At 71.9% G+C, this 26,503-nt stretch carries 26 protein-coding genes and 1 tRNA gene; 18 read left to right on the plus strand and 9 right to left on the minus strand.

Features of this window, described 5'->3' with window-relative positions; all coding sequences use genetic code 11:
- Window positions 1-20: 20 nt before the first annotated feature.
- The 5 genes from FQY79_RS00530 to hemN form a co-directional block, all read right to left on the minus strand.
- The gene (locus FQY79_RS00530; protein ID WP_246122955.1) at window positions 21-1,244 is read right to left on the minus strand and encodes an NnrS family protein; all 1,224 of its coding nucleotides are present in this window, start codon (window positions 1,242-1,244) and stop codon (window positions 21-23) included.
- 230 nt (window positions 1,245-1,474) lie between these two features.
- Entirely contained in the window at window positions 1,475-1,723 is a 249-nt protein-coding gene (locus FQY79_RS00535; RefSeq protein ID WP_246122956.1) for a DUF6522 family protein, read from the minus strand.
- A 101-nt stretch (window positions 1,724-1,824) separates the two neighbouring features.
- Window positions 1,825-4,107, minus strand: coding sequence for a nitric-oxide reductase large subunit (locus tag FQY79_RS00540; protein ID WP_146309770.1), 2,283 nt, complete (start codon window positions 4,105-4,107; stop codon window positions 1,825-1,827).
- A gap of 139 nt (window positions 4,108-4,246) precedes the next feature.
- Window positions 4,247-5,002, minus strand: coding sequence for a cyclic nucleotide-binding domain-containing protein (locus FQY79_RS00545; RefSeq protein ID WP_146309772.1), 756 nt, complete (start codon window positions 5,000-5,002; stop codon window positions 4,247-4,249).
- Window positions 5,003-5,035: 33 nt separating this feature from the next.
- Window positions 5,036-6,454 carry an oxygen-independent coproporphyrinogen III oxidase gene (hemN, locus tag FQY79_RS00550; RefSeq protein ID WP_146309774.1) on the minus strand — a complete coding sequence of 473 codons (1,419 nt, stop codon included), beginning with the start codon at window positions 6,452-6,454 and terminating at the stop codon, window positions 5,036-5,038.
- A 277-nt stretch (window positions 6,455-6,731) separates the two neighbouring features.
- On the opposite strand from hemN, the gene ccoN reads away from it, so the two are divergent.
- From ccoN to azu, 11 genes are all read left to right on the plus strand, one after another.
- Entirely contained in the window at window positions 6,732-8,207 is a 1,476-nt protein-coding gene (ccoN, locus tag FQY79_RS00555; RefSeq protein ID WP_146309775.1) for a cytochrome-c oxidase, cbb3-type subunit I, read from the plus strand.
- On the plus strand, window positions 8,204-8,836 hold the full coding sequence (gene ccoO, locus FQY79_RS00560) for a cytochrome-c oxidase, cbb3-type subunit II (protein WP_146309777.1): 633 nt from the start codon (window positions 8,204-8,206) through the stop codon (window positions 8,834-8,836). The genes ccoN and ccoO overlap by 4 nt, the downstream gene beginning before the upstream one ends.
- Window positions 8,833-8,973, plus strand: coding sequence for a cbb3-type cytochrome oxidase subunit 3 (locus FQY79_RS00565; protein ID WP_146309779.1), 141 nt, complete (start codon window positions 8,833-8,835; stop codon window positions 8,971-8,973). Before ccoO ends, FQY79_RS00565 begins: the two co-directional genes overlap by 4 nt.
- A complete protein-coding gene (ccoP, locus tag FQY79_RS00570) occupies window positions 8,970-9,914 on the plus strand; it encodes a cytochrome-c oxidase, cbb3-type subunit III (RefSeq protein ID WP_146309781.1) in 945 nt (314 codons plus the stop codon). Before FQY79_RS00565 ends, ccoP begins: the two co-directional genes overlap by 4 nt.
- Entirely contained in the window at window positions 9,911-10,207 is a 297-nt protein-coding gene (locus FQY79_RS00575; protein WP_146309783.1) for a hypothetical protein, read from the plus strand. Before ccoP ends, FQY79_RS00575 begins: the two co-directional genes overlap by 4 nt.
- A gap of 222 nt (window positions 10,208-10,429) precedes the next feature.
- Window positions 10,430-11,980: a 4Fe-4S dicluster domain-containing protein gene (locus FQY79_RS00580; protein ID WP_146309785.1), complete on the plus strand. Its 1,551-nt coding sequence runs from the start codon at window positions 10,430-10,432 to the stop codon at window positions 11,978-11,980.
- Window positions 11,980-12,480: a FixH family protein gene (locus FQY79_RS00585; RefSeq protein ID WP_146309787.1), complete on the plus strand. Its 501-nt coding sequence runs from the start codon at window positions 11,980-11,982 to the stop codon at window positions 12,478-12,480. Before FQY79_RS00580 ends, FQY79_RS00585 begins: the two co-directional genes overlap by 1 nt.
- A gap of 22 nt (window positions 12,481-12,502) precedes the next feature.
- Window positions 12,503-14,920 carry a heavy metal translocating P-type ATPase gene (locus FQY79_RS00590; protein WP_425463159.1) on the plus strand — a complete coding sequence of 806 codons (2,418 nt, stop codon included), beginning with the start codon at window positions 12,503-12,505 and terminating at the stop codon, window positions 14,918-14,920.
- Window positions 14,917-15,123, plus strand: coding sequence for a cbb3-type cytochrome oxidase assembly protein CcoS (ccoS, locus tag FQY79_RS00595; protein ID WP_146309789.1), 207 nt, complete (start codon window positions 14,917-14,919; stop codon window positions 15,121-15,123). Before FQY79_RS00590 ends, ccoS begins: the two co-directional genes overlap by 4 nt.
- Window positions 15,113-15,835 (plus strand): sulfite exporter TauE/SafE family protein, encoded by a 723-nt coding sequence (locus tag FQY79_RS00600; RefSeq protein ID WP_146309791.1) that lies wholly within the window; start codon window positions 15,113-15,115, stop codon window positions 15,833-15,835. Before ccoS ends, FQY79_RS00600 begins: the two co-directional genes overlap by 11 nt.
- Window positions 15,836-15,944: 109 nt before the next feature.
- On the plus strand, window positions 15,945-16,400 hold the full coding sequence (gene azu / locus FQY79_RS00605) for an azurin (RefSeq protein WP_146309793.1): 456 nt from the start codon (window positions 15,945-15,947) through the stop codon (window positions 16,398-16,400).
- Here azu and FQY79_RS00610 read toward each other — a convergent pair.
- Together FQY79_RS00610 and gntA are read right to left on the minus strand one after the other, a co-directional pair.
- Window positions 16,331-17,089: a DUF1989 domain-containing protein gene (locus tag FQY79_RS00610; RefSeq protein WP_246122957.1), complete on the minus strand. Its 759-nt coding sequence runs from the start codon at window positions 17,087-17,089 to the stop codon at window positions 16,331-16,333. The genes azu and FQY79_RS00610 overlap by 70 nt on opposite strands.
- Window positions 17,086-17,793, minus strand: a complete 708-nt coding sequence (gntA, locus tag FQY79_RS00615) for a guanitoxin biosynthesis heme-dependent pre-guanitoxin N-hydroxylase GntA (RefSeq protein ID WP_146309795.1) — start codon at window positions 17,791-17,793, stop codon at window positions 17,086-17,088. Before gntA ends, FQY79_RS00610 begins: the two co-directional genes overlap by 4 nt.
- Window positions 17,794-17,978: 185 nt before the next feature.
- On the opposite strand from gntA, the gene FQY79_RS00620 reads away from it, so the two are divergent.
- The 7 genes from FQY79_RS00620 to FQY79_RS00650 all read left to right on the plus strand — a co-directional run bounded on the left by FQY79_RS00620 (window position 17,979) and on the right by FQY79_RS00650 (window position 23,746).
- Window positions 17,979-18,055 (plus strand) — tRNA-Arg (locus FQY79_RS00620).
- A 55-nt stretch (window positions 18,056-18,110) separates the two neighbouring features.
- Window positions 18,111-19,643: an L-piperidine-6-carboxylate dehydrogenase gene (gene amaB / locus FQY79_RS00625; RefSeq protein ID WP_146309797.1), complete on the plus strand. Its 1,533-nt coding sequence runs from the start codon at window positions 18,111-18,113 to the stop codon at window positions 19,641-19,643.
- A gap of 15 nt (window positions 19,644-19,658) precedes the next feature.
- The gene (locus tag FQY79_RS00630; protein WP_146309799.1) at window positions 19,659-20,405 is read left to right on the plus strand and encodes a metallophosphoesterase family protein; all 747 of its coding nucleotides are present in this window, start codon (window positions 19,659-19,661) and stop codon (window positions 20,403-20,405) included.
- 43 nt (window positions 20,406-20,448) lie between these two features.
- The gene (locus tag FQY79_RS00635) at window positions 20,449-20,730 is read left to right on the plus strand and encodes a DUF4190 domain-containing protein (protein WP_146309801.1); all 282 of its coding nucleotides are present in this window, start codon (window positions 20,449-20,451) and stop codon (window positions 20,728-20,730) included.
- 1 nt (window position 20,731) lies between these two features.
- On the plus strand, window positions 20,732-21,787 hold the full coding sequence (locus FQY79_RS00640; protein ID WP_146309803.1) for a quinone-dependent dihydroorotate dehydrogenase: 1,056 nt from the start codon (window positions 20,732-20,734) through the stop codon (window positions 21,785-21,787).
- A gap of 7 nt (window positions 21,788-21,794) precedes the next feature.
- Window positions 21,795-22,826 carry a UDP-N-acetylmuramate dehydrogenase gene (murB, locus tag FQY79_RS00645; protein WP_146309805.1) on the plus strand — a complete coding sequence of 344 codons (1,032 nt, stop codon included), beginning with the start codon at window positions 21,795-21,797 and terminating at the stop codon, window positions 22,824-22,826.
- Window positions 22,827-22,879: 53 nt separating this feature from the next.
- On the plus strand, window positions 22,880-23,746 hold the full coding sequence (locus tag FQY79_RS00650) for a DMT family transporter (protein ID WP_146310779.1): 867 nt from the start codon (window positions 22,880-22,882) through the stop codon (window positions 23,744-23,746).
- A gap of 7 nt (window positions 23,747-23,753) precedes the next feature.
- On the opposite strand, the gene FQY79_RS00655 is transcribed toward FQY79_RS00650, so the two are convergent.
- Complete coding sequence (locus FQY79_RS00655; protein WP_342778997.1) at window positions 23,754-25,391, minus strand: tetratricopeptide repeat protein; 1,638 nt, start codon at window positions 25,389-25,391, stop codon at window positions 23,754-23,756.
- Window positions 25,391-26,503 carry a serine/threonine-protein kinase gene (locus FQY79_RS15530; protein WP_246122958.1) on the minus strand — a complete coding sequence of 371 codons (1,113 nt, stop codon included), beginning with the start codon at window positions 26,501-26,503 and terminating at the stop codon, window positions 25,391-25,393. Before FQY79_RS15530 ends, FQY79_RS00655 begins: the two co-directional genes overlap by 1 nt.

Consider the following 26,503-nt stretch of genomic DNA (forward strand, 5'->3'; position numbering starts at 1 on the left):
CCGGGGCGCATGCCGCGGCATTATCCCGGCTTGCCGTCCACCCGCGGCGACAGGTAGATGCGTCCGATGCGCGCCACCCACGGCGCCAGCGCCGCCAGCCAGGCCAGCGCGGCCAGCGCCTGCCACAACAGCACGTCGGGCGCGACCTCGGCCACGATCCGCAGCACCGTGGCCACCTGGATGCCGACGAAGGCCCACCAGGCCAGGCCGTACATGCGCAGCGGGCGCCCCGAATGTCCCTGGGTGACGCGGCTGACCATCGCCACCAGCAGGCTGCCGAACACGCCGATGAACAGCGCATGTGCCGGGGCGCGGCCCAGGATGAAGGCGTCCGTGAGCAGGTAGGTCAGGCTCTGCGCGGAGAACAGCGCGAAGGTCACCGGCCACCACAGCAGGCCGACGAACAGCACCCACAACAGCCCCGGCGCCCGCCCCCGCGGCCACCAGCGCCAGAGCACCGCGATCGACAGCGCCAGCATCGGCAGGTCCACCAGCCACAGCCAGGCATGGGCGTGCAGCACCTCGAGCACCAGGTGCACCATCGCCAGCGCCCAAGCCGCGGCCAGCACCCGCATCGGCCGCCATGCGACGTAGCCGGGCACCGCATTGGCAGCGAAGAACGGAAACATCCGGTGGGCCACGGTCAGGTACACCGGCAGCAGCAGGCCGAAGGTGCCGAGCTTGACCGCGAACAGCACCCACCACGGCGACCCGCCCAGCAGGAAGCCGCCGAAGCACAGCACCCCGGCCAGGCCCAGCAGCATGGCCGCCAGGCACGAGCGCGCGTGCCAGGTGGTGCCGCGTTCGGCCAGCACCAGCCGGGCCAGGATCCACGTGCCCGCCGACCAGCCGGCGATGGTCATGAACAGGCCCACCACCAGCCCCACCTCCAGCCCGAGCGCGCCCAGCAGCATCGCCGCCTGGCCGCCGAACATGCCCACGCCCACCGGCAGGTAGCGCCAGCGCGGGATGTCCGGCAGGCCCATCCAGCGCGGGAACACGGTGAGCAGGAAGCCGAAGAAGAAGCTCGGCAGGACCTGGTACTGCATCACGAAGGCATGCAGCCAGCCCGGGTAGGTGCCCGCCTGCGGCACCTGCAGCAGGCCCGGCCAGCGCTGCGCCGCCAGCCACGCGGCCCACCAGGCCATGGCCAGCAGCAGGTTGCCGGCGCCGATGAAGAACATCAGCCGGTGCGGCGCCGCGGCCAGCAGGCCCGGCGAGGGACGGAGGGCGGTCGTGGTCATGGCGCCCATCTTCGTGCACGCGGGTGCAGGCCACGTTGACGCAGGTCAAGCCTGCCCCATGCGGTGAGCTTCAAGGACGTGGTCCAGCTGTCCCGCGCTCCCGCTGTTGCGATCCGATTGTCGCGTCCCCTGCCCGCGATCGGCTGCCCGCACCCTGCAGGAGCGACTTCAGCCGCGACGCGCGCCACGGGTGCGACGCGATCCCGGCCGGGTCGCGGCTCAAGCCGATCCTACAGGTGGCCGACCGGCGTGCCGCTGGCGTCGACCACCATCCGCAGCCGCCGCTGGCCGTGGTAGAACGTGGCCCGGTACAGGCCGGCGTCCTCGCCGGTGCCGCGCTCGCACAGCACCGAGATCCTCCGCTGCTCCATCAGCCGGCGGAACTCGTCCACCGCCAGCCCCAGCCCGTCGGCCACCAGTGCCGCGTCGATCTCCACTTCCGGGTTGACCGCGATATCGATCCGCTTTCCGGTCTCCACTCCGTTGACCTCCTGCCTGCAGGTGCATGGCCCCGCCGTATGAAGACATGCCCCGGCGGCCTCCTGCGAAGCCGACGGGGCGCGTGCGCGTGGATGCGCGCCTAGGACCGGGCCTCGGCGAGGCCGGCGTCGACCGCCAGCGCCTCGCGCCGGGGCACCAGCCACAGCCGCAGCATGAACCAGGCCAGGGACAGCGCACCGACGCTGAAGATGGTGTCGCCCGGCACCCGCAACCACACCAGCAGGTCGATCAGCGGCTGCTGCATGAACTCGGCCGAGCGCGCGTACCAGTACCCGTGTTCGAGCGCGGCCACCAGCTGCAGCACCCCGATCGGCAGCAGGGTCAGCAGGGCCATCAGCGCCAGGCCGATGTTGAAAGCCCAGAACGAGAGCTTGAGCGCGCGGTCGTTCCAGGCCACGTCCGGCTTCAGGCCGCGCAGGCAGAACAGCATCAGGCCGACGCCGAGCATGCCGTACACGCCGAACAGCGCAGTGTGCCCGTGCAGCGGGGTCAGGTTGAGGCCCTGCATGTAGTACAGCGGCAGCGGCGGATTGATCAGGAAACCGAACAGGCCGGCGCCGACGAGGTTCCAGAACGCCACCGCGATGAAGAACATGATCGGCCAGCGGTACCGGGCCATCCACGGCGTGGCCTTGCCCAGCTTGTAGCTCTGGTAGGCCTCGAAGCCCACGTAGGCCAGCGGCACCACTTCCAGCGCGGAGAAGCTGGCGCCGATCGCGATCACCGCGGTCGGGGTACCGGTGAAGTACAGGTGGTGCAGCGTGCCCAGCACGCCGCCGGCCATGAACACGATGGTCGCGAACAGCACCGCCACCGTCGCCGTGCGCACCTGCAGCAGGCCCAGGCGGGTGAACAGGAAGGCGATCACCGCCACCGCGAACACCTCGAAGAAGCCCTCCACCCACAGGTGCACCACCCACCAGCGCCAGTACTCGACCATCGACAGGTGGGTGTGCTCGCCCCACATCAGGCCGGCCGCGTAGAAGATGCCGATCGCCACCACCGACAGGAACAGCAGCAGCACGATCGAGCGCGACTCGCTGCCGCCGCGCATCGCCGGCCACAGCGCCCGGCCCACCAGCACCAGCCACAGGCCGAGGCCGACGAACAGGAACCACTGCCAGAAGCGGCCGATGTCGACGTATTCCCAGCCCTGGTGGCCGAACCAGAAGTTCCTGGCCAGGCCCAGCTTCTGCATCACCGCAAGCCACTGGCCTGCGAAGGCGCCGACCACGATGACGATCAGGCACGCCCACAGCAGGTTGACCCCCAGCCGCTGGAACCTGGGTTCGTGCCCCGAGATCGCCGGGCCGATGTAGAGGCCCATGCCCAGCCACGCGGTCGCGATCCACAGCACCGCCAGCTGGGTGTGCCAGGTGCGGGTGAGCGAGTACGGCAGGATCTCGGACAGGGCGAAGCCATAGGCCTCCTGCCCCTCGACCTGGTAGTGCGCGGTGGTCGCGCCGAGCAGGATCTGGACCAGGAACAGCGCCATCACCACCCAGAAGTATTTCGCGGTGGCGCGCATCGACGGCGTGACCCGGATGTCCGCCAGCGGGTCGGTCCTGGGCAGCACCGGCGCCATCTCGTCGCCGTGGTTGACCGCGTAGTGCCAGCCCAGCAGGGCCACGCCGGCGATCAGGAACAACACGCTGAACACCGTCCACAGGAAGGCGCTGGGCGGCGGCGTGTTGCCGACCAGGGCATCGGCCGGCCAGTTGGCGGTGTAGCTGATCTCCTGCCCCGGGCGCTGCGTGGCCTGCGACCAGGACACCCACCAGAAGAACGCGGTCAGCGCCTCGCGATGCGCCGCGTCGGGGACGGTGTCGTTGCGCATCGCGTAGGCTTCGCGCAGCACCGCTGTGCCGGGCTCGTTGCCGAACAGGCTGCGGTAGTGCGCGGCGACCTCGCGCATCGCGGCGACGCGGTCGGGATCGAGGGTGATCGTCCCGGCGGCCCCGTCCCAGGTGTTGGTCCGCATCAGCGACTGCAGGCGCGAGCGGTAGGCCGCCTGGGTCGGCGCGTCCAGCGAGCGGTAGCCGTCCTGGCCGTGTTCGCGCCTGGCCCAGAGATCGAGGATCGCCTCGGCCTCGCGGTGCATCCAGTCCGCGCCCCAGTCAGGGGCCACGTAGGCGCCGTGGCCCCAGATCGAGCCGAGCTGCTGGCCGCCGATCGACTGCCAGACCTGTCGGCCCTGTTCGATCTCGGTACGGGTCAGGACCAGGCTGCCGTCCGTGGACAGCACCCGGTCGGGCATTGGCGGCGCCTGGCGGTGCACTTCGCTGCCGACCCACAGCAGCACGGCGAACGAGGCGATCAGCAGGACGGCCAGTCCTGCCCAGAGCTTGCGTGTCGAATCCATGGTCCCCAACCTTCTCTGCGGTCGGGCGCATCGTCTTTCGGTGGCGTGGGCGGCACCTTGACCTGGGTCAAGCCGGGCCGGATGCCCGCGGGTACCCGCCCGTCTGCCCCGTCCCGCGGTCGGGGACCGGAGCGACGCGTCAGTCGCGCAGGACGTGGTGGGCGAGTTCACCCAGAACCGCCGGCTGCAGGATCTCCAGGTCGCGACGGTCGACCTTGAGCACGCCTTCGTCCTGCAGCCGCCGCAGCACCCGGCTCACGGTTTCGGGCGCCAGGCGCAGGTAGTTGGCGATGTCGGTGCGGGCCATGGTCAGGCGCATGCGCGTGGCGGAGAAGCCGCGCTCGGCAAAGCGCCGAGACAACAGCACCAGGAACGCGGCCAGGCGCTCGTCGGCGGTGTAGTTGCCGGCCAGCAGCGAGGCCTTGCCGATGTCCTGGCTGAGCAGGTTGAACAGGTGCCGCTGCAGGCCGGGCATGCGGCTGGCGAGCGTGGCCATCATCGGGAACGAGAACCGGCACAGCACCACCGTGTCCAGCGCCACCGCGTTGCACGGATAGCGGGCGCTGGCGATCGCGTTGAGCCCGATCACCTCGCCCGGCAGGAAGAAGCCCAGCACCTGCTCGCGGCCGCTGGCGTCGTTCACGTAGGTCTTGACCGTACCGCCGCGCACCGCGGCGATCGCGTTGAACGGGTCGCCCTCGCGGAAGATGTGGTCGCCCTCGCGGAACGGCCCCACGTGCTCGACCAGCACGTGCAGGTCGCGCAGCTGGCTCTTGTCGTAGCCCTCCGAGAGGCAGGCCGCCGAGAAGGCGCAGGTGCTGCAGAAGGTGAACTCGTCGCCATCGTCGGCGATCGGGGTGCCGTGGGGCGCCTTCAGGAGATCGTGATCAGCCACGCAGGCCGCTCCGCCGCCATCGCCGATGGCAGGTCAGATGGTCCGGGAATACCGCACCCCCTCGCCCCGTTGGTCCAGGTACCGGTCGAAGCACATGGCAATGATACGCAACAGCGCGCGCCCGCGCGGGGTCACCCGGATCCTGCCGGGGGGGCACTGCACCAGCCCGTCCTCCTGCAGCGGCCGCAGGGCGGCCAGGGCATCGGCGAAGTACCGGCCGAAATCGATCCCCCAGGCGCGCTCGACCTGGCGGGTGTCGATCTCGCCCTGGCACATCAGCCGCTGGATCAGCTCGGCCCGCAACACGTCGTCGGTGCCCATCACCAGGCCGCGCCAGAGCGGCAGCCGGCCCTGGTCGACCGCGGCTTCCCAGGCCGGCAGGTCGCGGTGGTTCTGGACGTAGCTGTCGCCCACGTGGCTGATCGCGCTCACCCCCAGGCCCACCAGGTCGGTCTGGGCGTGGGTGGTGTAGCCCATGAAGTTGCGGTGCAGGCCGCCCTCGCGGCGGGCCCGGGCCAGTTCGTCGCCCGGCAGGGCGAAGTGGTCCATGCCGATGTACTCGTAGCCGGCGTCCCCCAGCCGCTCCACGGCCAGTTCGAGCAGGGCCAGCCTGGTTTCGGGATCGGGCAGGTCCTCGTCGCGGATCTGGCGCTGGGCCTTGAACAGCCGCGGCATGTGCGCATAGCCGTAGATCGCCAGCCGGTCCGGGCGGGCGTCGATGACGGTGTCGAGCGTGCGCCCGAAGCCCTCGAGGGTCTGCAGCGGCAGCCCGTAGATCAGGTCGATGTTGACCGAGCGCATGCCGAACCGGCGGCAGGCGTCGATGATCGCCAGCGTCTCATCGACCCCCTGGACGCGGTTGATCGCCTGCTGCACCCGCGGGTCGAAGTCCTGCACCCCCAGGCTGGTGCGGTTGAAGCCGATCGCCGACAGGACCTCGATGTCGTCCGGGGCGACGAAGCGCGGATCGAGCTCGACCGAGAAGTCCCGGTCCAGGGCGTGGCTGAAGCTGAACTGGCGACCCAGCGCGGCCACCAGTTCGCCCAGCAACCGCGGCGCCAGGAAATTCGGGGTGCCCCCGCCCAGGTGCAGCTGGACCACTTCGCGGTCGCAGTCGAACAGCGGTGCCACCATCCCGATCTCGCGCAGCAGCCGGTCCAGGTAGGTGCGGCCGCGCGACTCGTCGCGGGTGATGACCCGGTTGCAGCCGCAGTAGAAGCAGGGGCTGCGGCAGAACGGGACATGCACGTACAGCGAGAGCTGGCGCGGGATCGGGTCGTCGTTGCTGCGCCGGGCGATGTCGCGGAAATCCTCCTCGCCGAAGCCTTCCGCGAAGTGCGGGGCGGTCGGGTACGAGGTGTAGCGCGGCCCCGGCCGGTCGTAGCGCCGCAGCAGCTCCGCATCGAAGCGCCAGGTGGGTTCGGGCTGGACGGTAGGGGGGGTGGTGTGCATGCGCCGCAGTGTCGGCCGCGCCGCGCCGGCCCGCCTTGACCCTGATCAAGCCCGGGCGCGGGCAGTGGGGCAATTTGTCCAGCGCCCGCCGGGAGCCGCGGCGGCGATAATAGGCGTGGGCCCGACCACGCCGAGACCCGCCGCCGCCCCGGCGCGGGCCGCTGGCGCGCCCGGACGCGGCCGGCCCCGGTGGCCCGCCCCGGACCGCATTGATCGCGATCAAGGCCCGGCCGCCGCGTCCAGCCTACCCTTCGACCGTTCATTCCCAGGACGCGCCATGCAACAGGCCGCTGCACAAACTTACAACGACAAGGTGGTCCGCCAGTTCGCGGTCATGACCGTGGTCTGGGGGATCGTCGGGATGGCAGTGGGCGTGCTGATCGCCGCCCAGCTGTACTGGCCCGACCTCACCCAGGGCATCCCGTGGCTCAGCTACGGCAGGCTGCGGCCGCTGCACACCAACGCGGTGATCTTCGCGTTCGGCGGCTGCGCCCTGTTCGCCACCAGCCTGCACGTGGTCCAGCGCACCTGCCACGTGCGCCTGCTCAGCGACAAGCTCGCTGCGTTCGTGTTCTGGGGCTGGCAGGCGGTGATCGTCGCCGCGGTGTTCACCCTGCCGCTGGGCATCACCCAGAGCAAGGAGTACGCCGAGCTCGAGTGGCCGATCGACCTGTTGATCGCCGTGGTGTGGGTGGCGTACGCGGTGCTGTTCTTCGGCACGATCGCCAAGCGCAGGGTCAAGCACATCTACGTGGCCAACTGGTTCTACGGCGCGTACATCATCGCCATCGCCCTGCTGCACATCGTCAACAACATCTCGATGCCGGCCAGCCTGGGCAAGTCCTACTCGGCCTACAGCGGCGCGGTCGATGCCATGGTGCAGTGGTGGTACGGCCACAACGCGGTCGGCTTCCTGCTCACCGCCGGCTTCCTGGGGATGATGTACTACTACGTGCCCAAGCAGGCCGGGCGCCCGGTGTACTCCTACCGGCTGTCGATCGTGCACTTCTGGGCGCTGATCGCGGTCTACATGTGGGCCGGCCCGCATCACCTGCAGTACACCGCCCTGCCCGACTGGGTGCAGTCGCTGGGCATGGTGTTCTCGCTGATCCTGCTGGCGCCCAGCTGGGGCGGCGCGATCAACGGCATCATGACCCTCTCGGGCGTGTGGCACAAACTCCGCACCGACCCGATCCTGAAGTTCCTCATCGTGGCGATCAGCTTCTACATGATCGCGACCTTCGAGGGGCCGATGATGTCGATCAAGACGGTCAATTCGCTCTCCCACTACACCGACTGGACCATCGGCCACGTGCACGCCGGCGCCCTGGGCTGGGTGGCGATGATCTCGATCGGCGCGATCTACTCGCTGATGCCGCGGATGCTCGGCATCCGCGAGATGTACTCGACCAAGTGGGTGGACCTGCACTTCTGGATGCACACCATCGGCGTGGTGCTGTACATCGCCTCGATGTGGATCGCCGGCGTGATGCAGGGCCTGATGTGGCGCGCCACCAATGACGACGGCACCCTGACCTACAGCTTCGTCGAAGCGCTCAACGCCACCTATCCGTACTACCTGGTGCGGCTGCTGGGCGGCGTGGTGGTGCTCGCGGGCATGTTCCTGATGGCGCTCAACGTGTGGAAGACCTACCGCAGCGCCAACGCGGTGGCGGCCGACCAGCCGGTGCTGCCGCCGGATCCTTCCCACAGCACGGCGCCGGCGGCGGCGCGCGCAGGAGCCCAGGCATGAGCGGCAACTCCAACGCCCACGAGAAGGTCGAGAAGAACATCGGCCTGATGGCGGTGCTGATCGCGGTGGTGGTGTCCTTCGGCGGCCTGGCCGAGATCGTGCCGCTGATGTACCAGGCCGAGGCGATCGAGCCGCTGCCCGGGGTCGAACCCTACCCGCCGCTGGAGCTGGCCGGGCGCGACGTGTACGTGCGCGAGGGCTGCTACAACTGCCATTCGCAGATGGTGCGCACCCTGCGCTTCGAGACCGAGCGCTACGGCCACTACTCGCTGGCCGGGGAGTCCGTGTACGACCGCCCGTTCCAGTGGGGCTCCAAGCGCACCGGGCCCGACCTGGCGCGCGTCGGCGGCCGCTACTCCGACGACTGGCACCGGGTCCACCTGATCAACCCGCGCGACGTGGTGCCCGAGTCGAACATGCCGGCCTACCCGTGGCTGGCCAGGAACCGGGTCGACGCGGCCGACGTCCAGCGCCGCATGCGCGCGCTGCAGCGCCTGGGCGACCCCTACTCCGACGAGGACATCGCCGGCGCCGCCGAGGCGGTGGCGGGCAAGAGCGAACTCGACGCCATCGTCGCCTACCTGCAGGGCCTGGGGCGGAACGCGCCGCGGGCGGGGGAAACGCAATGATTTCCGGAATCGTCACCGCGGTCCTGCTGCTGGCCTTCGTCGGCGGCTGGATCTGGGCCTGGAGCCCGAAACACAAGCACGACTTCGACCAGGCGGCCCGGCTGCCGCTGGAAGATGACCAGGAGTCCTCCCGATGAGCAATGCGTGGTCGCTGTACGTCATCGTCCTCGTGGTGCTCAACATCGGTGGCTGCGCCTGGCTGCTGTGGTGGACCGCGCGCCGGCGCCCGGGCGACCCGGCGCCGGAAGAGACCAGCCACGTCTGGGACGGCGACATCACCGAGTACAACAAGCCGCTGCCGCGCTGGTGGATCAACATGTTCTACCTGACCATCGCGTTCAGCATCGGCTACCTGGCCTGGTACCCGGGATTCGGCAACTTCCCCGGCCTAAGCGGCTGGACCTCGGCCGCCGAGCACGACGCCGAGAAGGCCCGGCGCGACCGCCAGCTGGAGGAGACCTTCGCCGTCTACGCCGGCCGGCCGCTGGAGCAGCTGGCGCAGGACCCGCAGGCGATGGAGCTGGGCCGTTCGATCTTCGCCAACACCTGCGCCGCCTGCCACGGCTCGGCCGCGACCGGCGCGCCGGGCTACCCGAACCTGACCGACGACGTCTGGAACTGGGGTGGCGCGCCCGAGCGCATCCTGGAGACCGTGCTCGACGGGCGCGAGGGCATCATGCCGCCGCTGGGCAACGTGCTCGACGGCATGGGCGGCGACGTCGCCATCACCCAGACCGCGGCCTACGTGCGCGCCCTGCGCTCGGACGACATCGAGGCCACCCTGCGCAACGACTACATGGCCGCCCGCGGCAAGAAGTACTTCGACGGGCTGTGCGTGGCCTGCCACGGCGTCGACGGCAAGGGCAACCAGGAGCTCGGCGCGCCGGACCTGACGGTCCGCGAAACCCTCTACCCTAACACCCTCGACAGCATCCGCACCACGATCATCGAGGGACGGCATGGCGTGATGCCCGCCCACCGGGAGCTTCTGGGCGAAACCCGCTCGCGACTGGTGGCGGCCTACGTGTGGTCTTTGTCAAACTCCGGCCAGGCGGACTCTCCACCAGGACGGCAATGACCGACTACACCCAGCCGCGCTTCGACCACCCGCCGCGCCCCATGGCGCAGCGGGTCGGTGCGATCGCGTGGCCGAGTTTCTTCTCCGCGGGCGTGTGCACCATGGTCTTCTTCGCCTTCATCGACCCGATCGAGCTGCGCGACATGACCTTCCCGTCGCTGCCGCTGACCCGGGAGCTGGGCTACACGTTCGGTTTCTTCATGTTCTGGGCGGCCACCGCCGCCTCCAGCCTGTTCACCTGGATCCTCCTGCGCCCGGCGAGCCGCTTCAACCGGCCCCTGCCCCCCGGCTGAAACCCGCCGCGGCGCGGCGCCAGCGACGGTCCCGGGCCGCCCCTGGGACATTCTGTCGCTTTGGCTGCGCGCCTCCGGCCGCGATACTTGTGGTGGGCGGCCGGGTCCGCGCCGCCACAGCCACGCCGTGACTGCCAACCGGTGGAGCCACCTGCCGATGATCCCGTTTTCCCCCTGGCCGCGCCCGCCCGCGCGCCGCGGCCGCCGTCCCGGAACCGCGCGATGAGCCGCAACATCCCCATCGACGTCGTCGACGACGGCGGCGGTTCGATGTACGTCAAGGAGCGCAAGGTCTACCCGCGCGACGTCTCCGGCCCGCTCAGCCGCCTGCGCGTGGCGGCGGTGGTGTGGCTGCTGGGCATGTTCTACCTGTTCCCCTGGCTGCGCTGGGACGGCCGCCAGGCGGTGCTGTTCGACCTGCCGGCGCGCAAGTTCCACGTGTTCGGCCTGACCTTCTGGCCGCAGGATTTCCTGTTCCTGGCCCTGCTGCTGATCATCGCCGCGCTGGCGCTGTTCTTCTTCACCGCGCTGGCCGGGCGCCTGTTCTGCGGCTACGCCTGCCCGCAGACCGTCTGGACCGAGGTGTTCCTGTGGATGGAGCGCCTGACCGAGGGCGACCGCCCGCACCGGATGAAGCTCGACGCCGGCCCGTGGACCGGTGAAAAGATCCTGCGCAAGGGCGCCAAGCACCTGCTCTGGGCCGCGTTCGCGCTGTGGACCGGGTTCACGTTCGTGGGCTTCTTCACCCCGATCACCGACCTGGGCGCGCGCCTGTCCACCCTGTCCTGGGGCGGCTGGGAGACATTCTGGGTGCTGTTCTACGCCTTCGCCACCTGGGGCAACGCCGGCTTCCTGCGCGAGCAGGTGTGCAAGTACATGTGCCCGTACGCGCGCTTCCAGAGCGCGATGTTCGACCGCAACACCCTGATCATCGCCTACGACCCGATGCGCGGCGAGCCGCGCGGCCCGCGCAAGCGCGGCCTGGCCAGCGTGCTCGAGCGCGCCCGCGGCCTGCTCGACCCGCGCACCGCCTACGACTACGTGTTCCGGGCGAGCAAGCACCCTTCCGCGGCCACCCAGGCCGCGCACGCCAAGGGCACGATCACCTGGGACGGCGACCTGGGCGACGAGGTCCAGCCGCTGCCCAAGTTCGGCTACGAGGAGCTGGGCGACTGCATCGACTGCACCATCTGCGTGCAGGTCTGCCCGACCGGCATCGACATCCGCAACGGCCTGCAGTACGAGTGCATCGCCTGCGGCGCGTGCATCGACGCCTGCAACGAGGTCATGGACAAGATGGGCTACCCGAAGGGGCTCATCCGTTACTCGACCCAGAACGCGATCGACGGCAAGCCCACCCGCGTGCTGCGGCCGCGGATCCTGGTGTACGGGCTGCTGCTGGCCGGCTTCATGGTGGCCTGGGCAGTGGGCGTGGGTACCCGCTCGGACCTGATCGTGGAGGCGCTGCGCGACCGCAACGCGCTGTACCGCGAGACCGCCGACGGCCTGGTCGAGAACGCCTACACCCTGAAGCTGGTGAACAAGGCCGACGACCCGCGCCGGTTCAGGCTCGCCATCGAGGGCGCGCCGGGGCTGGAACTGCGCGACAATGACGACCTGGTGACCGTCGCCGCCGGCGCGGTGGTGTCGGTCCCGGTGGTGGTGGTGGCGAGGGACGGCGCCAGCGGCCGCAACGACATCCGCTTCGTGGTCGAGAGCGAGGACGGCGCCAGCCGCGAGGTGGTCGAGAGCAGCTTCTTCGGACCCATGTGATGGACGATCGCGAACGCAAGCCCTGGTGGAAGATGCCGGTCATGTGGCTGGTGATCGGCCTGCCGCTGGCCTCGGTGGTGGCGGGCGTCGGCCTGGTGGTGGTCGCCACCCGCAGCGGCGGCGCCGACGTGGTGCGCGACGACGTGCGCCGGGTCTCGCAGATCCAGACCGCCGACCTCGGCCCCGACGCCCAGGCCCGCAAGCTCGGCCTGAGCGCAGTGCTGCGCGCCGACGAAGGCGTGCTGCAGGTGATCGCCGCCACCGGCGACTTCGACCGCAACGCCTCCGTGCGCCTGGTGCTGCAGCATCCCAGCCGCCAGGCCGAGGACGTGGACGTCGAGCTGGCGCCCGACGCCACCGGCTGGAGCGCCGGCCGCGAAGTCGACCACGACCACGACTGGGTGGTGCAGCTGGCCGCCAGCGACGGCGCGTGGCGGCTGCAGGGCCGCCTGCCCCGCGGACAGCGCGCGGTACGCCTGGCGCCGTCGCTGGCGCCGTGAACGCGCGGGCCGGGCCGCGGCGATGAACACCCGCACCGCGGACATGGGATTCGACGCCACGGCGCCCGGACCGGCCGCCGCGGCGCCCGCCTGCACCCACTGCGGCGAACCCACCGCCCGCGCCGAGGCCCAACGGGTGCTCGACGCCGACGGTGCCCCCTACTGCTGCGACGGTTGCCTGGCCGCGGCCCAGTGGATCCGCGAGGCCGACCTGGGCGACTACTACCGCCTGCGCACGGCGACCGCGGGCCGGGTGGGCGAGGATCTGCCCGACCTGTCGGTGTGGGACCGCGAGGACCTGCTGCGCGAGCACGCGCACGCGATCGCCGGCGGCCGCCGCATCACCCTGCTCACCGACGGCATGCGCTGCGCCGCCTGCGCCTGGCTGATCCAGAAGGCGCTGGCGCGCGAGCCGGGGGTGCGCGAGGTCACCGCCAACGCCGTCACCGGGCGCCTGCGCATCGACTGGGACCCGGCACGCACCCCGCTCTCGGCGGTGCTGCACCGCCTGGCCGCGCTGGGCTACCGCCCCTACCTGGCCACCGGCGACGCCCGCGAGCGCGCCCGCACCGCCGAGCGCAACCGCTGGCTGCTGCGGCTTGGCATCGCCGGCATCGGCATGTTCCAGGCCATGATGATGGCCGAGGCGCTGTACCTGGACTTCAACAACACCATGCCGGCGGCCACGCGCGACTTCTTCCGCTGGCTGACCTTCCTGCTGTCCACGCCGGTGGTGTTCTATTCGGGCTGGCCGTTCCTGTCGGGCATGTGGCGCGAACTGCGCGCGCGCCACGTGGGTATGGACACGCTGATCGCCACCTCCACCCTGCTGGCCTATTTCGCCAGCGTGTTCGAGACCATCCGCGGCGGCCAGCACGTCTGGTACGACGCCGCGGTGATGTTCGTGTTCCTGCTGCTGGCCGCGCGCATGCTCGAGCAGCGCGCGCGCAACGTAGCCAGCGCGCAGGTGGACGCGCTGGCCCGCGCCCGGCCGGCGTTCGCCACCCGCGAGACGGCCGACGGCGGGCGCGAGTCGGTGCCGCTGGCGGAACTGCGCGTGGGCGACGTGGCCTGCGTGGCGGCAGGCGAACCGGTGCCGGCGGACGGGATGCTGCTCGACGGGCCGGCCTGGCTCGAGGAATCGCTGCTCACCGGCGAGCCGGGCGCGGTGCGCCGCGACCCCGGCGACACGGTCTATGCCGGCACCGTGAACCGCGAGGCGCCGGCGCGGGTGCGGGTCACCTGCACCGGCCCGCAGACCCGCCTGTCGCAGCTCACGCGGCTGGTGGAAGAGGCGCAGGCACACCGCCCGCGGCTGGCGCGGCTGGCCGACCGCATCGGCAGCCGCTTCGTCGTCGGGCTGCTGTGCGTGGCCGCGCTGGTCTACCTGGGCTGGCGCGTCCACGACCCCTCGCGCGCGTTCGAGGTGACCCTGGCGCTGCTGGTGATCAGCTGCCCCTGCGCCCTGTCGCTGGCGGTGCCGACCGCGCTGGCCGCGGCGCACGGCGCGCTCGCCCGCCTCGGCGTGCTGGCCACGCGCGCGGACGCGCTCGACACCCTGGCCAAGGCCACCGACCTGGTCTTCGACAAGACCGGCACCCTGAGCGACGAGTGCCCGGTGCTGGCGACGGTCGAGGCCGTCGAAGGTTTCGACCCGGACGCCGCGCTGGCAATCGCCGCCGCGCTCGAGCGCGATGCCGGCCACCCCTTCGCCGCCGCTTTCGCCCACGCCGACACCGGGCTCGCCGTCGCCGACATGCGCACCGTGCCGGGCAATGGCGTGGAGGGCACAGTGCAGGGCCGGCATTGGCGCCTGGGCCAGGCCGCGTTCGCCGGCGGCGACGTGGACGACGGCGCGATCTGGCTCGGCGACGGGCGCAGGCCGGTGGCGCGCTTCGTGCTGCGCGAGACCCTGCGCCCGGATGCCGCGGACGCGGTGCGCGACCTGCGTGCGCTCGGCCTGCGGCTGCACCTGTGCAGCGGCGACGCGGCCGGCCCCGTGCAGGCGGCGGCGGACGCGCTGGACATCGCCGACGTCCACGCGCGCCAGCGGCCCGAGGACAAGCTCGCGGTGGTGCGCGGCCTGCAGGCGCAGGGACGGATCGTGGCCATGGTCGGCGACGGCCTCAACGACGCGCCCGTGCTGGCCGGCGCAGACGTTTCGCTGGCGATGGACCGCGGCGCCGCCCTGGCCCAGCGCGCGGCCGACCTGGTGATGACCGGCCCGACCCTGCTGCGGATCCCGGCCGCGGTGCGCCTGGCGCGCCGCTCGCGCCGGATCATCCGCCAGAACTTCGCCTGGGCGCTGGGCTACAACATCCTCGCGGTGCCGCTGGCGGCCGCGGGCGTGGTCACGCCGCTGATCGCCGCCATCGGCATGGCCGGCTCGTCGCTGGCGGTCACCCTCAATGCGCTGCGGCTGGCACGGAGGACGTCGTGAGGATCCTGCTGCTGCTGGTGCCGATCAGCCTGGTGCTGCTCGCGCTCGCGATCTGGGCCTTCGTGTGGGCGGTGCGCCGCGGCCAGTTCGACGACCTGGACACGCCGGCGCTCGACATCCTCACCGACGACGACCGGCCGGCGCCGCCACGCGACGCCGCGCCGGCTGCCCCCGAAGAGGACCGATCGCGCGATGCCGATTGACTGGCTGGTGCTGCTCGGCGCGCTGACCGCCGGACTGCTCGGCGGCCTGCATTGCGTGGCGATGTGCGGCGGCATTGCCACCGGGCTGTCGGCGACCGCGCCGGGCGGCGGCTGGAGCGGCGCGCTGCAGCTCAACCTGGGCCGGATCGGCGGCTACGTGCTGGCCGGGCTGGTGGTCGGCGCGTTCGGCCACGGTCTGGTCGGCCTGCTGCGCGACCCCTGGATCGGTCTGTCGCTGCGCGCGCTGGCCGGCCTGGCGCTGGTGGTGGTGGCGCTGCGGCTGCTGGGAGTGCGCGCCCTGCCGCGGCTCCTGTCGCAGCCGGGCCAACGGGCCTGGCTGCGGCTGCGACCGTTGCAGCAGCGCCTGCTGCCGGCCGACACCCTGCCTCGGCGCCTGGGCATCGGTGCGCTCTGGGGCTGGCTGCCGTGCGGCCTGAGCTACAGCCTGCTGACGGTGGCCTGGCTGCAGGCGCACCCGCGCAACAGCGCGCTGACCATGCTCGCCTTCGGCCTGGGCACGCTGCCGGTGATGCTGCCACTGACCTGGTCCGGGCAGCGCATGGGCCTGTGGCTGCAGCGCCCCGGCCTGCGCACGGCGGCCGCGGCGCTGGTGCTCGCGGCCGGCCTGCTCACGATCGCGGCGCCGTGGCTGATGCGGGTGCCGGCGCTGCACGACGCGCTCGCGGCGCTGGGCTGCCGGCCGCTGCCGTGAACGCCGGCGCCCTACGCGGCACGGAGGGGCTGATCCAGGTCAAGGCGCGCCCGCGCGCGATGCGCGATCATGGCCACAACGACACCAACCAAGCCCCACGGAGACCACCATGAACATCCGCAAGACGTTCCTCGCCCTGGCCCTGGTCGGCGCTGCCGGCGCGGCGCAGGCCGCTCCCAACTGCGCGATCAAGCTCAAGGCGGGCGACAACATGCAGTTCGACCAGAAGGAAGTCACCGTCTCGGCGGCCTGCAAGACCATCACCCTGGAACTGGAGCACACCGGCAAGTTGCCGGTGGCGGCGATGGGCCACAACATCGTGGTCGCCGCGACCGCCGAGGCCGACGCGCTCGCGCGCGATGCGGTCAAGGCCGGTGCGGCCGCGGGCTACGTGCCCGCCGGTGACGCGCGCGTGCTCGGCGCGACCAAGATGATCGGCGGTGGCGAAACGGCCTCGGCGAGCATGCCCGGCAACCGGCTCAAGGCCGGCGGCGACTACACCTTCTTCTGCTCGTTCCCCGGCCACTCGGCGCTGATGCGCGGCAAGGTCGTCGTCACCCCGTGATACGGAGCGCGGCGCCGGTCGGGAACCCTCAGCCCCCGGCCGGCGTCGCGATCGCCGCGCGCGCCGCGGCGGCGCTCGACGCGGTAGTCGATGGGCTTGTAGCTGAAGTTGTTGGACTGCCCGGCCGAACAGGCGGTCATCGCGACCACCAGTGGCATTTCCGCGCGCAGGCGCACGAAATCGCCGGCCCGGCTGAGCGGCGGCAGCACCGAGACCCGGCCGCTGGCCGGGTCGAACTCCACCCGCATGAAGATGTTGAAGGCCACCGGGATCCGGTCGCGGCCGATGCCCCACGGCGCCAGCGCACTGGCCAGGTTGCCCTCGCAGCCCGGGCGCCCCGGCTGCTCGCCGTAGAGCTTCTCGAACATCTCCTTCGAGCACGGCGTCAGGGTGAAGTCATGGCGGCCGCAGGTGTCCTCGACGATGGCCAGCATCGGTCGGCTGCGGTTGGAATACAGCACGTCTCCGGTGCTGAGCCAGAGCTTCGAGGCATAGTCGATCGAGCGCCCCGAAGACAGGTACTCGGCGGTGTCGTCGCGCGCGAACGCGGTGAGGTCGCTGACCTGCTCGCCCAGCGGGTCGATCACCACCAATTCATCGCCGGCCTCCAGTTCCAGCGCATGCCCCGAGCACGGGGCGATGCGCCCCTCCTCCACCGCGGGCGCGGCATCGGCCGGCGGCGCACTCACTTCGGGCTCCTCGGGTGGAACGGGCAGCGCCAGTCCGGCCCGACCGCGCGCCCGCTGTACTGGCGGGTCTCCGCCGCGGTGCCGAAATCGGCGAGGTTGGGGTTGAGCGAGCCCTGGAGCGCCATGTCGCGCGCCCGCGTGGCCGCCTGCATCTTCGCGTAGCGCCCGTCCGCGCGCAGCCTGTCGAACTGCCGGTGCGAGTTGAACACCAGGGCCGGCGCCTCGAAGCGCCGGGCGATCCGCGAGGCCCCCGGGTGCAGGCCGATCACGAAATACGGGTGCCCGGCCAGGCTCAGGCTGAAGCGCGGGTCGTCCGGATCGCGGCTCACGCCGTCCGCCCATGGCTGGCCGCGCTGCACGTCCAGCTCGTGCAGCCGCTGCAGCTGCGACCACAGCATCGCTTCGAAACGCCGCTCGTCGGTGTCGCACGGTCCCTCGAACAGCGCCACGCACGAGCGCACCGTGCTGCCCGCCCCCCCTTCGGCGTCGATCGCCGCGCCAAAACGGCCGAGGATGTCCAGCAGCCTGGCATCGTTGCCGCGATCGCCCAGGCGAGAGAACCCGTGCGCCTCGATGGCGCCGCGGGCCAGGGCGGCCTTGGAACCGACGCAGGGAAAGGCGGGATCGTCGATGAAGGCAAGGAACCGGGCGGTGATGGTGTCGTCGGCCCGGGGGGCCGGGATGCTGCGTTGTGGTCTGGTCATGCGTGCACGCTAGCGGTCGGGGCGAGACGGCGATGTGCAGGCGCACCGCCGCCGCGCGTCGCGGCCCGCGTATCGGCCGTCCCGGGTCAGGGAGGGTTCACGGGGGGCCCGGCGCGGCTGCGCCCCGCACCTGGCGGATCGAGTTGGGGTTTCCGTGCCCGCGTGCGAAAATCCCGGCCACTGCTGCCCCCGTAGCTCAGCTGGATAGAGCGTCCCCCTCCTAAGGGGAAGGTCGTGCGTTCGAATCGCGCCGGGGGCGCCACCTTTTTTCACGCGCCCCCGCCGCCCCGCGGCCGCGGCGCACAGGAGCCTTTCGAATGACCCACCCCGTCCTCTCAGCGCTCGGCCTGGGGGCCGAGGAATCCGGCACCTACCTGGGCAACGGCGAATGGGGCCGCGGCGGCGCCGGCGTGCTCGAGCCGGTGAACCCGGCCACCGAGGAAGTGCTCGGCCGCGTGGCCGCCAGTTCCGAGGCCGAATACGAGACGATCGTCGAGCGGGCCCAGGCCGCGTTCAAGGTCTGGCGCACCACCCCGGCGCCGCGCCGGGGCGAGGCCGTGCGCCTGTGCGCCGAGGCGCTGCGGCGGCACAAGGACGCGCTGGGTTCGCTGGTCGCGCTGGAGATGGGCAAGTCCAAGCCCGAGGGCGACGGCGAGGTGCAGGAGATGATCGACATCGGCGAGTTCGCCGTCGGCCTCTCGCGCCAGCTCTACGGCCTGACCATGCATTCCGAGCGCCCGGGCCACCGCATGTACGAGCAGTGGCACCCGCTGGGCATCGTCGGGATCATCTCGGCGTTCAACTTCCCGGTCGCGGTGTGGGCGTGGAATTCGTTCGTGGCCGCGGTGTGCGGCGACATCTCGATCTGGAAGCCGTCGGGCAAGACCCCGCTGTCGGCGATCGCCTCGATGAAGATCTGCAACCAGGCGCTGCGCGCGGGCGGCTTCCCGGACATCTTCTTCATGTTCAACGACACCGACAACGCACTGGCGCAGCGGATGGTCGACGACAGGCGGGTGGCGATGATCAGCTTCACCGGCTCGACGAAGGTCGGCCGGGTGGTCGGCGAACGCGTGGCCCGGCGCATGGGCCGCTCGCTGCTGGAACTGGGCGGCAACAACGCGATCATCGTCGACCCGAGCGCGGACCTGAAGCTGGCGATCCCGGCGATCGTGTTCGGCGCGGTGGGCACCGCCGGCCAGCGCTGCACCACCACCCGGCGGCTGATCGTGCACGAGTCGATCTACGAGGACGTGCTGGCGCGGCTCAAGGCGGCCTACGCACAGGTGGAGAAGAAGATCGGCGACCCGACCGACCCGGCCAACCTGATGGGCCCGCTCAACAGCCGGTCGGCGGTGGAGGCCTACCTGGCGGCGATCGAGAAGGCGAAGGCGCTGGGTGGCACGGTCGAGAGCGGCGGCCGCGCGCTGACCGACCGCAAGGGCTTCTTCGTGCTGCCGACCATCATCACCGGCCTGTCCAACGACGCCGAGGTGGTGCAGACCGAGACCTTCGCCCCGATCCTGTATGTGATGAAGTACGAGCGGCTCGAGGACGCGATCGCGATGCAGAACGACGTGCCGCAGGGGCTGTCGTCGGCGATCTTCACCACCAACCTCAAGGCCGCGGAGGCGTTCCTGTCGGCGGCCGGTTCGGACTGCGGCATCGCCAACGTCAACATCGGCACCTCGGGGGCCGAGATCGGCGGTGCGTTCGGGGGCGAGAAGGAGACCGGCGGCGGCCGCGAATCGGGCTCGGACGCGTGGAAGGCGTACATGCGGCGCCAGACCAACACCATCAACTACTCCGACGCCCTGCCGCTCGCACAGGGCATCGTGTTCGAACTCTGAGGCCGCGGGCGGGCCGTGCGCATCGCCGCGATCTCGGACGTCCACGGCAACCTCCCGGCGCTGGAGGCGGTGCTGGCGGACATCCGTGCCCGCGGCTGCGACGCCCTGCTCAACCTGGGCGACGTGGCCTCCGGCCCGCTGTGGCCGGCCGAGACCGTCGAACTGCTGATGACGGTCCCGGCGCTGACCATCCGCGGCAACCACGAGCGGCAGCTGCTGGACGACCCCGGCCGGATGCGCGAGTCCGACCGGGTGGCCCGGGATGCGCTGTCGCCCGGGCAGCTGGACTGGATCGCGGCGCTGCCCGCGCAGGCCCGTTTCGAGGGCGAGGTGCTGCTGGTGCACGGCTCGCCGCGGAGCGACATCGACTACCTGCTCGAGCGGGTGGAGCCCGATGGCCCGCGCCCGTCCCTGACCGCCGAAGTCGCGCCGGTGCTCGCCGGAATCGACGCCAGGCTGGTGCTGTGCGGGCATACCCACGTGCCGCGCGCCCTGCGCCTGGACGATGGCCGGCTGTGCGTGAATCCGGGGAGCGTCGGCCTGCCGGCCTTCCGCGGCAGCCATCCCTACCCGCACGTCATGCAGAGCGGGACTCCCGCGGCGCGATATGCGATGCTGCACCGCGACAGCGGCACCTGGGGGGCGGAACTGATCGCGGTCGAATACAACCACGCCGCGGCCGTCGAACGGGCGCGCGGCCGCGGTTTCGACGCCTGGGCCGACGCCCTGCGCGACGGCCGCCTGCCCCTCGCGCCGGCATGACCCGGTCGCCGTCCCCGCGCTTCCAACGTACGGAGTTGCATCGATGAGCACGCCCCCCCGCCAGACCAGTCCCCTGGCCATCGTGAGCCTGGTCTCCGGCATCCTCGGCTGGAGCGTGTTGCCCTGGCTGGGAAGCATCGTGGCCATCGTCACCGGCCATCTCGCGCGGGGCGAAATCGGGCGCAGCCCGGAGCGCCTCGAGGGGGGCGGCCTGGCCCTGGCCGGACTGATCCTGGGCTATTCGATGCTGATCCTGACCGTGCTCGGCCTGGCCTTCGTGTTCTTCGTGCTCGGCGGGCTGGTCTGGCTGGGGATCAACGGCTGAGATGTACGGCCTGCTGCGCCCGCTGCTGTTCGGCCTGGAAGCCGAGCGCGCCCACCGGACCGGCCTGCGCGCGCTCGATTGCGTGCATGGCCTGGGCCTGGGCCGGCTGCTCGGCGCCCCGCCGCGGCCCTTCCCCACCCGCGCGCTCGGTCTCGACTTCCCCAACCCGGTGGGCCTGGCCGCGGGCCTGGACAAGAACGGCGCCCACGTCGACGCGCTGTTCGGGCTGGGCTTCGGCTTCGTCGAGATCGGCACGGTCACGCCGCGGCCGCAGCCAGGCAACCCGGCCCCGCGCCTGTTCCGCCTGCCGCGCTACCGCGCGCTGATCAACCGCCTGGGGTTCAATAACGAGGGCATCGACGCGCTGGTGGGCAACGTCGAACGGGCCCGCCACCGCACCGGTCCGCTCGGCATCAACATCGGCCGCAACAAGGACACCCCCAACGAATCGGCGATCGACGATTACCTGCTCTGCCTGGAGCGGGTGTATCCACTGGCCGACTACGTCACGGTCAACATCTCCTCGCCCAACACCGCCGGGCTGCGCGAACTGCAGGAGGAGCAGGCGCTGCGCCGCCTTGTCGGCGCCCTGCGCGACGCCCAGGAGCGGCTCGCCGCCAGGCACGGCAAGCGGGTGCCGATGCTGGTCAAGATCGCGCCCGACCTGTCGGACGACGACGTGCACGCCGCCGCGCGGGTGTTGTCGGACCTGCAGGTGGACGGGGTCATCGCCACCAATACCACGGTCTCGCGCATCGCGGTCCAGGACGACCCGCTCTCGCGCGAGACCGGCGGCCTGTCCGGCGAGCCGCTGATGAACAAGTCCACCGCGGTGCTGCGCATGCTGCGCACGCGGATGCCCGAGTCGATCCCGCTGGTGGGCGTGGGCGGGATCCTGTCGGGCGCCGACGCGGTCAAGAAGGTGGCCGCGGGCGCGTCGCTGGTGCAGGTCTACACCGGCCTGGTCTACCGCGGGCCGGCCCTGATCGGGGAGTGCGTGGAAGCCATCCGCCGGCGCAAGGAAGCACCGAGCCGCGGCAACGTGCCGGTGCTGTGAGCGCGGCATGAGTGCAGGCCTGCGCCTGGTCCGCGACGCCGACCTCGGTGCCCGCAACACCTTCCGGGTGCCGGCGCGGGCGCCGCTGCTGATCGAGGTCATGCGCCTGGACGCGCTGGACGCTGCGCTCGGGCACGCCGGCGGCGCAGCACCGCTGGTGCTGGGCGGCGGCAGCAACCTGCTGTTCGCGGGCGACGCGCCCGGCCCGGTGCTGTCGCTGCAGGCGCGCGGCATCGCCATCGTGGGCGACGCGGGCGACCGCGCGGTGGTGCGCGCCGAGGGCGGCGCGCAGTGGCATGCACTGGTGCGCTGGACCCTCGAACACGGGCTGTGCGGCCTGGAGAACCTGGCCCTGATCCCCGGGACCGTGGGCGCGGCGCCGATCCAGAACATCGGCGCCTACGGGGTGGAGGTCGGCGAGTTCGTGCATGCGGTCGAGGCGTTCGTGCCCGGCGCGGGCATGCGCCGGCTCGGCCCGGCCGAATGCGGCTTCGGCTATCGCGACAGCGTGTTCAAGCGCGACGGCCAAGGCTGGATCGTCACCGCGGTCGAGTTCTCGCTGCCGCGCGACGCCGCGCCGCGCACCGGCTATGCCGGCGTGCGCGAGGCGCTGGCGGCCGCCGGCATCTCCGATCCGAGCCCCATGCAGGTGTTCGACGCGGTCTGCGCGCTGCGGCGGAGCAAGCTGCCCGACCCGGCGACGATCGGCAACGCCGGCAGCTTCTTCAAGAACCCGGTGCTGCCGCTGGCCCAGGCCCAGGCACTGGCCGGGCGCCACCCCGGGCTGCCGCTGTTCCCCGGTGCCGATGCCGGCAGCCGCAAACTGTCGGCGGCGTGGCTGATCGACGCCTGCGGCTGGAAGGGCCACCGCGACGGCGATGCCGGGGTCTCGGAGCGGCATGCGCTGGTGCTGGTCAACCACGGCAGCGCCAGCGGCGCGCAGCTGCTGGCGCTGGCGCGGCGGATCGCCGGCTCGGTGGAGGAGCGCTTCGGGGTGGCGCTCGAGCCCGAGCCACGCATCGTCGGTGCGCGCTGGTGAACCTGTCCCTGCCCCGCCGACCGGCCACCAGCTACGGCCGCGCCGCGCTGCTGATGCTCGGCAGCACCCTGTCATTCGCGATGATGGCGCTGGCCATCCGCTACGCGACCGCCACGGTGCCCACCACCGAGATCGCGTTCTTCCGCAACCTGTTCGGGCTCATCGTCCTGATGCCCTTCATCCTGCGCCGGGGCACCGGCCTGCCGCGCACCCGCCACGTCGGCCTGTACCTGGCGCGCACCGCGATCGGCCTGGCGGCGATGCTGTGCGGGTTCTGGGCGGTGGGCCACCTGCCGCTGGCGCAGGCGATCTCACTGTCCTACGCCACGCCGCTGTTCGTCACCATCGGGGCGGCGCTGTGGCTGGGCGAACGGGTGCGCATCCGCCGCTGGGCCGCGGTCGCGGCCGGCTTCGTGGGCGTGCTGGTGATCCTGCGCCCGGGCACCGGGTTCACCCCGGGCATGGTCGTGGCGCTGCTGGGCGCGCTGTTCGCGGCACTGGTAGCGATCCAGATCAAGCAGCTCTCGCGCTTCGACCCGGCCGACACCGTGGTGTTCTACACCTACGTGTTCTGGGTGCCGATGTCGCTGGTCCCGGCACTGCTGCAGTGGGTCTGGCCGTCGCCGACGGCCTGGCTGTGGCTGGCCGCGACCGGGGTGATGGGCACCTTCGGCCAGCTGCTATGGACGCGTGCACTGGCGCTGGGCGAAGTCTCGGCCCTGCAGCCGATCAGCTTCGTGCAGTTGCCGGTGCTGGTCGGCTTTGGCTGGTGGCTGTTCGGCGAGACCGTCGACATCTGGACCCTGGCTGGCGCGGCGATCGTGCTCGGCGCCAACGGCTACATCGCCCACCGCGAAACCATGCTCCAGCGGCGCGCGGCCACGGGCTCGCCGGTGGAGGCGGCCAAGCCCGGCGAGTGAGCGCGCGTCAGTGCCGGCCGGCGACGGCCGCCGCCCGCGGCCCCTCGCCCTCGGCGATCGCCTCCTCGATATGCTCGCGCAGGACGCGTTGGCGCGGATCCAGCGTCGCCGGATCGGCCGCCAGCAGCGGCGCCACCAGCCGCGCGTGCAACGCGTCCGCCTCGGCCGCCCGGCCGGCGGCGCGCAGCACCCGCGCCAGCGACCAGGCGGTATCGACCACCTGGTGCGCATCCGGCGGCAGGGCCTGCTCGCGCAGCGCCAGCGCCTCGCCCAGCCGCGCGGCGGCCCCGGCCAGGTCGCCGGCGTCCTCCAGGGTGACGCCCCAGACGGTCATCGCCAGCTGGTACTGCGGATGCTTGCCCCCCAGCACCTCGAGCGCGCGCGGCATGGTGTCGGCGAACAGCGCCTGCGCCTGCCGCAGACGGCCGGCCCGGCTCAGGCTCATGGCGTGGTTGAGGGCGACGAACAGGGTGTCCGGGTGCTCCGGCCCGAGCAGCCGCATGCGCGCTTCCAGCACCTGTTCCTCCAGCGGCAGCGCACCCTCGAGATCGTCCAACCGCGCGCGCAGGCTGGCGAGGTTGAGCATCCCGCGCAGGGTCATCGGATGCTCCTCGCCCAGCACCCGGCGCCGCGCCTCCACCACTGCCTCGGCCTCGCCGATCGCGCTTTCGGTGTCGCCACTGTCGCTGAGCATGCCGGCCAGGTTGCCGCGCGCGGCGAGCGTGTCGGGATGCTCGCTGCCCAGGCGCCGCTCCTGGACCGCGACCACCTGCCGCTGCAGTTCCACCGCATCGTGGGACTGGCCGTGCATCGCCAGGGCGATGGCCAGCGCGCTCATGCTGGCGACAGTGTCGGCATGGTCGTCGCCCAGCCGCCGCCGCCGGATCGCGAGCACCTCCTCGAGCATCGCCCGCGCCTCGGGCAGGTCGCCCATGCGCGCCATGTTCATCGCCAGGTCGGACTTCACCCGCAGCACCAGCCGGTCCTCGGCGCCGCGCATCGGCTCCAGTCGCGCCAGCAGCGCCTGCCTGGCCGCGCGCGCCCCCGCCAGGTCGCCCTGCAGGCCCTGCACCTCGCCCAGTTCCAGTTCGATCATCGCCCGCGTCTCGTCGTCCGGCGGCAGGCCCGACGCATCGGCCAGGGCCGCTTCCAGCAGCGTCCGCGCCTCGTCGTAGTGCGAGAGCTGGCGCAAGGCCGCGGCATGCGCGCGGCGCGCGCGCAGCGTCGCCGGGTCGTCCGGACCGAGCGCGGCCTGTCGCCATTCCACCACCCGGGCGAGGGTCCGCTCGGCGCTGGCGTACAGGCCGAGCGCCTCGTGCACCCGGCCGGAGGCTTCGCGCAGGTCGGCGGCGAGTTCAGGCTGGTCGGCGAAGTCGCGTGCGATCGCCTCCTCGGCGCGGGCGAGCACGCTCGCCTCCATCAGCGAGCGTGCCGCCTCGGCGGTGCTCACCTTGCCGAGCACCTGCTCGAGTTGGCCGGCCATCCCCGGCGCGCTGCGCGCGACCTGCTGGCGCAGGTCCTCGCCCAGGCGCAGGCCCATCGCTTCGATGTCGATCTCCTCCAGCATCGACTGCTGGAACGCAGCCACGCGCTCGAGCTGTTCGCTGCGCTGCTCGGCGATCGCCCGCTGCGCGCGCGCCTGCATCAGGCCGTGCAGCGACAGCGCCAGGCCGCCGAGCAGCGCGAACAGGGCCACCGACGCGGCCGCGAGCCCCGCGCGGTGGCGGCGCGCGAACTTGCGCAGCACGTAGCCGCGCGCCGGCGGCACCGCGAGCAGCGGGCGGCCGTCGAGGAAGCGCCGCAGGTCGTCGGCGAGCGCGGCCGCGGTCGGATAGCGGCGGCCGCGGTCGTGCTCCATGGCCTTGGCCACCACCCAGTCCAGCTCGCCGCGCAACACGCGCCGCAGCCTCGGCAGCGGCTGGCCGCGTGCCCGGGCGATGCGTTCGGCTTCGTCGGGAGCCAGGCTCCGCAGCTGCTCCGACGGCAGTCGCAGGGTAGGGTATGGCTGTCGGCGGTGTGGGTCTCGCCCTGCGCCAGCGGCCGTCGACCCGTGAGCAGTTCGCTCAGGACCACGCCCAGCGAATACACGTCGCTGCGGGTGTCGAGCAGCGACTGGTCGCCGGCGGCCTGCTCCGGGCTCATGTACTCGGGCGTACCCGCGATCTCGCGGCCGGCCCCGGCTCCGGTCGCGGTCGCGATGCCGAAGTCGATGATCTTCGGGTGTGGACGGCCGTCGACCTCGTCCACCAGCAGGTTGCCCGGCTTGAGGTCGCGATGGATCACGCCCTTCTGGTGGGCGTGCTGCACGCCCTCGCAGACCTCGATGAACAGCGCCAGGCGCTGCGCCAGCGACAGCGCGTGCTCCTCGCAGTAGTGCGTGATCGGCGCGCCGTCGATGTACTCCATCGCGAAGAACGGGTGGCCGTCGGGCGTGGTGTCGGCGTCGTGGATCCGGGCGATCGCCGGGTGCCGCATCTGCGCCAGCACCTGGCGCTCGACCTCGAAGTGCGCCTTGCGCCGCACGTCCATGGCGCGTGCGCGCAACAGCTTCAGGGCCACGGTGCGCCGCACCGGCTCGAGCTGCTGGGCGCGGTAGACCTCGCCCATCCCGCCCCTGCCCAGCAGGGCCTCGATGCGATAGCGTCCGACCCGCATGCCCGGCGGCAGCGTCGCCTCGCCCCCGGCGGATACCGCCGGCGAACGCGTGGCCAGCAGTTCGGTCCTGTCGGGATCGCGTTCGTCGCCCGGATTGGTCAT

This window comes from Luteimonas wenzhouensis (assembly GCF_007859305.1).
In the GTDB taxonomy this organism is placed as follows: Bacteria; Pseudomonadota; Gammaproteobacteria; order Xanthomonadales; family Xanthomonadaceae; genus Luteimonas; species Luteimonas wenzhouensis.